Origin of the sequence: Psychrobacter sp. (assembly GCF_035469765.1) — a bacterium.
Taxonomy (GTDB): domain Bacteria; phylum Pseudomonadota; class Gammaproteobacteria; order Pseudomonadales; family Moraxellaceae; genus Psychrobacter.
Window position 1 is genome coordinate 1 of record NZ_DATIRM010000232.1, and the last position, 7,039, is coordinate 7,039.

Annotated in this window: 7 protein-coding genes; 5 read left to right on the plus strand and 2 right to left on the minus strand. The window is 43.7% G+C overall.

What is annotated here, in order from left to right; genetic code table 11:
• Positions 1 to 506 (minus strand): peptide-methionine (S)-S-oxide reductase MsrA (msrA, locus tag VLN09_RS06570; protein ID WP_325244838.1); only part of this gene is annotated, 506 nt, incomplete at its 3' end.
• 216 nt (positions 507 to 722) lie between these two features.
• On the opposite strand from msrA, the gene cmoA reads away from it, so the two are divergent.
• Positions 723 to 1,511, plus strand: coding sequence for a carboxy-S-adenosyl-L-methionine synthase CmoA (cmoA, locus tag VLN09_RS06575; RefSeq protein WP_325244840.1), 789 nt, complete (start codon positions 723 to 725; stop codon positions 1,509 to 1,511).
• 61 nt (positions 1,512 to 1,572) lie between these two features.
• On the plus strand, positions 1,573 to 2,610 hold the full coding sequence (gene cmoB / locus VLN09_RS06580) for a tRNA 5-methoxyuridine(34)/uridine 5-oxyacetic acid(34) synthase CmoB (protein ID WP_325244842.1): 1,038 nt from the start codon (positions 1,573 to 1,575) through the stop codon (positions 2,608 to 2,610).
• 56 nt (positions 2,611 to 2,666) lie between these two features.
• On the opposite strand, the gene VLN09_RS06585 is transcribed toward cmoB, so the two are convergent.
• Positions 2,667 to 2,885 (minus strand): DUF2788 domain-containing protein, encoded by a 219-nt coding sequence (locus VLN09_RS06585; protein WP_325244844.1) that lies wholly within the window; start codon positions 2,883 to 2,885, stop codon positions 2,667 to 2,669.
• Between the two features lie 416 nt (positions 2,886 to 3,301).
• On the opposite strand from VLN09_RS06585, the gene argS reads away from it, so the two are divergent.
• The 3 genes from argS to VLN09_RS06600 all read left to right on the plus strand — a co-directional run.
• Entirely contained in the window at positions 3,302 to 5,131 is a 1,830-nt protein-coding gene (argS, locus tag VLN09_RS06590) for an arginine--tRNA ligase (protein ID WP_325244846.1), read from the plus strand.
• A 68-nt stretch (positions 5,132 to 5,199) separates the two neighbouring features.
• A complete protein-coding gene (locus VLN09_RS06595; protein ID WP_325244848.1) occupies positions 5,200 to 6,000 on the plus strand; it encodes an SPOR domain-containing protein in 801 nt (266 codons plus the stop codon).
• Positions 6,001 to 6,155: 155 nt separating this feature from the next.
• Positions 6,156 to 7,039 (plus strand): PTS sugar transporter subunit IIC (locus VLN09_RS06600; protein WP_325244850.1); only part of this gene is annotated, 884 nt, incomplete at its 3' end.

Consider the following 7,039-nt stretch of genomic DNA (forward strand, 5'->3'; position numbering starts at 1 on the left):
TGGCTAAATTCTTTACGTAGTTTGGCAAGTTTTGGCGGTATGGCAAAGTTACAATAAGCCTGTCCTGGGTTGCGATTAAAAAAGTCTTGATGTGTGTCTTCTGCTTTATAAAATTCTAGAGCAGGATGGACTTCGGTGACCACATTGATACCCATGTCAAGTAGCTTATTTATGGTGCGGTCAACAGTTGGCTTTTGCGCTTCTTCAGTATAGAACACCACGCTGCGATACTGGCTGCCTACATCATTACCCTGACGATCCATAGTAGTGGGATCGTGAGTGGCAAAAAACACATCAAGGATGACTTCTAATGGTACAGCAGTTTCATCAAATTCCACTTTAATCACTTCGACGTGACCGGTATTACCGCCACAGACGGCTTCATAATTGGCAGAGACGGCATCACCACCCATGTAGCCTGATACCACAGACTGTACGCCTTTTACCGATAAAAATACCGATTCTGTGCACCAAAAGCAGCCGCCACCTAATATAATGGTTTGCATAATAATTCCTATTTTTGTCGTTGTTAATTATAGCTATCATAGTATGAGCCAAACGTTATTTGCTTAGCAAACTTGATTTAGCTTAACAGCGCAGTTGACCGCGATAAGTAACAAACAGTAATGTTATAATGGGCTTTTGCTACGCCTATCAGCGCTCCATTAATAATATTGAATAAACTGCTAATTGCCATCTAGTCTAAATTCTATTACCAAAGAATGAGTTACCCTATGAGCCAATCTCAGCCTGCTACTGTTAAACATGACACCCTATTCACCACGCCACTAGATAAGGCGGCGCGCTTTTCATTTGATGAGCAAGTGGTGGCTTGTTTTCCGGACATGATTCGTCGCAGTGTTCCAGGTTATGGTCAAGTATTGGCAATGCTACCTATATTTGCCCGTCGTCATTGTAAATATCGTCAGCAAGGCGATAATGGACAGCGTGTGAGCCGTATTTATGATTTAGGCTGCTCATTGGGTGCCGCAAGTATGACATTGGCTGGCGAGTTTGAGCCGCAAGATTTGCAGATTAAAGCGATTGATATTTCACCTGCGATGACCAGTGAAGCGACTACCTTGCTAAGTGATAATTATCCTAAGCATGATATAGAAGTTATCACTGCGGATATTCGTGATATCGAGCTTGAGCCATGTGATATGGTGATTTTAAATTTAACTTTACAGTTTTTGCCTGCTGCCGATAGAGTGGCGGTACTCGAGAAAATTTATGTAGCACTTAGCGAAGGCGGTATATTGGTATTGACCGAAAAAACCCATGCTTTTGATGAGCAGTATGATGCATGGTTGGTTGAGCGTTATTACGATTTCAAACGCGCCAATGGCTATACCGAGATGGAAATCAGCGGCAAGCGTAATGCGCTAGAGAACGTCCTTATTACGGATACTTTAGATGAGCATCATACGAGGTTAGCGCAAGTTGGTTTTCAGCGCCATTTGACTTGGTTTCAATTTTTAAACTTCGTCTCTATTGTGGCGTTTAAATAACAGCTACATTCTTAAAGTTAAATGTCATCCTATCTTTTGATCAACAGAGTAATCCGTTTTTATGCTTAACGACACTATCATCCACGCGGAACGCGAACTATATTTAACCTTACTAGCATGGGCGCAGCAGCAGCCGAATGCTTATGAGTGGCTCACGCAACTGCCTACATGGTTAAATGATATAAAAGATAAAGCCAACTACGCTCATGCGCCGGCTTATCAAGCGTCAGTCGCGCGATTGCCAATATTGACCGTCGACAATGTGCAGTTAGATAGCGATATATTGACTATCAATGCACCATTGACTGACTCTGAGTACAAGCAAGCGACGGCATTATTGAAGCAGTTGATGCCATGGCGTAAAGGACCTTTTAAAATTGGTAATGACACAGGTAATTCGATATTTATCGATACGGAATGGCACAGTGACTGGAAGTGGCAACGAGTCGCACCGCATTTGAGTCCTTTAAAAGGTCGCCGTGTCTTAGATGTGGGCGGCGGTTCTGGTTATCATGGCTGGCGTATGGCAGGAGCAGGCGCTGAGACGGTCATCATCATTGACCCATCGTGCTTGTTTTATCATCAGTTTATGGCGATTCGGCATTTTGTAGGTAGTGCCGATGCTCATGACACAGGCAGTTATCGTACCCACTATATTCCAGTGCCGCTTGAAGCCTTACCGGATAATAGTCAGCTGTTTGATACCGTGTTTAGCATGGGCGTACTTTATCATCGTCAGTCACCTTTTGAGCATTTGCAACAATTAAAAGCTCAGCTGATTAAAGGCGGTGAACTGGTACTTGAGACCTTGGTCATTGAAGGCGATGCCAATACGGTACTGGTGCCGCACGACCGCTATGCCCAGATGAATAATGTGTATTTTCTACCATCGGTGGCAGCGTTGACCGGCTGGCTTGAAAAAGCCGGATTTACTGAGGTGCGCTGCGTCGATGTGGCAGTAACCTCAACCGATGAGCAGCGCAAAACTGAATGGATGAACTATCATTCGCTAGTAGATTTCTTAGACCCCAATGATCAAACCAAGACCGTTGAAGGCTATCCTGCACCGATGCGCGCAACGATTATTGCAAAAAAATAAGTGCTAAAAAGTTATCATAAAAAATGAATGCCAAGGCTATAAAGCGTCAACAATGTTTAGATAAACCACCTTGTAAATGCCATTTCTATCAATACTTTTAAGATAAAGCCGATAAAACCAGCACCAAGCGCCAAAAACATCCAAAATGTGCCCGCGCGCCCTGCATCAGACTGTTTTGATAAGTCCCAAATAATAAAAAATAAGAAAGCAATGAATATGGGTAATAAAACGTACAACCCCCAACTGGTGACGGTACTGGCAGCAATAGCAAACATGATGTGATCCTGTATAGAAAGTAGTAAAGTACCACGTTCTCTGTTCGTTATTTTTATGGCTTTTTAATGAAATACTTACAAATAGTTGAATAAGTATTTAAGCGTCACGATATCTAGAGAAGGTAGTCAATAAATGGCGTTATTATAACGCGGAATAGGCTAGGGATGAATGTTTCGCCATCTTTGGGAAACAGGAACGCTACAATAGCTCTGACCGATAAGTCATCTGCCAATTATAATAGCCCTTAAACGCCAAATAATATCTAGCACCTTGCTATAAATAGGATTTTATCGCTATTTTTGGTTCAAATAGTGCAATAGCCTGCAAAGGTTGTTATATTTATAGGTTACTTATCTTTTCGTCGTATTTTATATTCCACCATTTTTATTGTTTATTTATCTGAGTTTATAGTCCTATGTCACAAGCCCAAATTGATACGCTCGCCTCACTGTTTGACAGTGCGATTCAAGTCCTCAAAAATGACGGCGAACTACCGGCTGATTGGCAAAATAACAGCCAAATTACACGTACTAAAGATGCCAGTCATGGTGACTTTGCAAGCAATATTGCCCTTACTGCCGCTAAAGCTGCCAAAGCCAATCCGCGCCAGTTGGCTGAAAAAATTGTTAATGCATTGCCTGAGAATCAAGATATCCGCCAAGTAGAAATCGCAGGTCCAGGATTCATCAACGTATTTTTGAATACTGAAGCCAAGTTCGCCGTGTTAGATGATATCTTTAATTCACAAACAAGCTTTGGTTTAAGTAAGCAGTTTGATGGACAAAAAATACAAGTTGAGTTTGTTTCTGCCAATCCAACCTCTAGCTTGCATGTCGGTCATGGACGCGGCGCTGCATTTGGCATGAGTGTGGCAAATTTGCTTGAAGCCATCGGTTATGACGTCACACGTGAGTATTATGTCAATGATGCTGGTCGGCAGATGGATATCTTGGCAACCAGTACTTATTTACGTTATTTAGAGATTAATGACGAAACGGTCGTCTTCCCATCCAACGCTTATGTTGGTGATTATGTCCGCGATATAGCTCAGACGTTAAAAGCACAGCATGGTGATAGCTATGTACGTAGCTTTGCAGAAATTGCTAAAGACGTGGTAGCAGATGCGCAATATGAGATAAATGCAGAGGGTGAAAAAGTATTACTCTCAGGTGACAAAGAAGCGCATATTGATGGTCTGATTGCCAATAGTAAAACCTTACTTGGTCAAGACTATGAGCTGTTTTTAAATGCAGCCTTAAATAGTATTTTGGCAGATATCAAAGATGATCTGAACGATTTTGGCGTCAACTATGAATGCTGGTTTAGCGAAAGATCAATCGATAGCGAGATTGAGCCGATACTGCAGCTCTTAGATGAAAAAGGCTATCTTTACGAAAAAGAGGGTAATATCTGGTTTAAATCGACGGACTTTGGTGATGAAAAAGACCGTGTAGTACGCCGCGCTAATGGTCAAAGCACCTATTTTGCGTCTGATATTGCCTATCATAAGAATAAGTTCGACCGTGGTTTTGATAAGGTCGTTAACGTTTGGGGCGCCGACCACCATGGTTATGTGCCGCGCGTAAAAGCAGCGTTGTTAGCATTAGGTATCGATGCTGAGCGTCTGGATGTAGTATTGGTACAGTTTGTGGCATTGTGGCGCGGTAGTGAAAAAGTGCAGATGTCGTCACGCTCTGGCAAATTTGTGACCTTACGTGAGCTGCGTCATGAAGTTGGTAATGATGCCGCGCGTTTTTATTATGTCGCGCGTAAGCCTGAAGTACATGTTGATTTTGACTTAGAGCTTGCCAAATCGCAAAGTAAAGACAACTTGGTATATTACATCCAGTATGCGCATGCCCGCGTTTGCCGTGTGTTAGAAAAACTAGAAGCCAGCGGCCTAAGTGTGGATGATGCGATTGGTGCTGCGCAGCAAGAGTTGCTTGTTGCCCCAAGTGAAGAGGAGCTGATTAAGTTGCTTGCTGCTTATCCTGCTACTTTGCTGCGTGCAGCGACTGGTTACGAGCCGCATATATTGACCAACTATCTTAAAGAGTTGGCGGCGCTATTTCATGGTTGGTACGACAGCAATCGTATCCTACCAGTGAGCTTAACTTCAGGTGAGACGCCAAGCGCAGACGAGCTTGCGATGATGCAAGCTCGTCTACGCTTGTCTAAAGCAGTACGCCAAGTCATCAGCAACGGGCTTGGTTTATTAGGGCTGTCCGCACCGTCTAGCATGTAATATAAAGCTGGCAACTGATAGTAATAATTCGATAATGACAGATAAATTCAGTAGGGAGAACGAGATCCATGTTAGCCAAAAAACCAAGAGGTGCCACTGAAAAGCGCAAAACAAGTAGTGCGTCAGGCTTATTATGGATGTTTGTTGGTGCAGTGTTGACGCTGATGATCGGGGTGTTCTTATATCTGTCACCATGGTTTAATTTTAGTCCTGCTGATACTGCTGGAGATCCTAATAAGCAAATACAGCAAAGAGTGGATCCTGATGCAGACAATGGTGACTATGAGTTCTATGATATTTTACCCAATCAAGAGATGGCAACTGTCCCTGATGAAGAATTTGGCGAGACTAACAGCGATCAACTTGGTCAAATTACAGACTTTGAACCAGATGTGATCGTCAATCAAACTGATGGTACAGCGTCCAGCAGTAATGAAGATGTGGGTAATGTCTCTGAAGGCTCAAACAGTGAGCCAAATACTGGCAGTAGTGCTTCTAATAGCGATGCTAATGATGACATTGTCATTGTGGAAGAAGATGCGACCTATGATGGGACGCCAGCGACCAGTAATACGGGCACAAGTGCCACCAAACCCAAGGCTGGTACTGCAACTGTTCAGGCTGCCAAACCTGCTACTTATATTTTGCAAATCAACAGCTTTGGTGATGCTGATGAAGCCGATCGTCGCCGTGCGCAAGTATTGATGGCTGGTGTTGACGCAAGAGTCGTCAAAAATACTACTGGTAATGGCTCGCCTATCTATCAGGTTATCTCACGTCCGATGAACAGTCGCCAAGCGGTTGCTACTGCGCAGCAGCGCCTGCAGAATAATGGTATTGATTCTATTATCGTTGAACAACGTCGTTAGTTTCAGATCGATTTGATTGTTGAGAAAAAAGCGTCACAGTGGCGCTTTTTTTATACATTTTTTTTGCTAATATCACTGTATTTTTCTAAGTTCAAGCCACTATATCAAGCTTTTTTAATCTACTTTTTATTGCAACACTAACCGAGAGTATCGCTATGACGGTAACTGATTCAGCAGTAACCACTCCAAGTCCAATCAAAGTATTTTTCCAAAAATACTTTATCGATGCGTTTACTGGCATGGCATTGGGACTGTTTGTCACCCTAATCGCTGGTCTGATTATCTCGCAAATCGGTGGTTGGCTAAATCTGCCGGCACTCATTGCAGTCGGTAAACTGGCATCCGTACTCATGGGAGCGGGCATCGGCGTCGGCATTGCTTATTATCTAAAAGCGCCAACTTTGGTGATGCTCAGCTGCTTAGTCGCTGGTATGTTGGGTGCTCACTCTGAAGCTTTGATGGCAGGGAATTTGTTTATTGCACAAGAAGCAGGTCCGGCAACCTTTGCTGCTCTGCCAGGTAATCCGATTGGTGCCTATTTAGCGTCAGTTTTTGCTTATCGTGCCGGTACTTGGGTCGCGGGCAAGACAAAGCTTGATATTCTACTGGTACCTTTACTGGTTTGCGCTGTGGCATTGGCGGTATGTGCACTACTCAATCCTCCTGTCGTTGCTGCGGTCAATGCTATTGGTCAAGGGATTCAAGCGGCAACCACCTTGCAGCCGTTATTAATGGGTATCGTAATCGCTGTCGTGGTTGGTATCTTGCTAACGATGCCGACATCAAGTGCGGCGATTTGTATTGCTATTGGACTTGGCGGAGTTGCAGGCGGGGCAGCAGTGGTAGGCTGCGCGGCACATATGGTTGGTTTTGCGGTAGCTAGTTTTAAAGATAATGGCGTCAGTGGTTTGATATCACAGGGTTTGGGTACCAGTATGCTGCAAATTCCTAACGTACTCAGAAAGCCCATTGTTTTATTACCTGCTGTCATAGCAAGCGCCATCGTTGGTCCTATCGCGACTGTCGGTTTCGGTTTGGC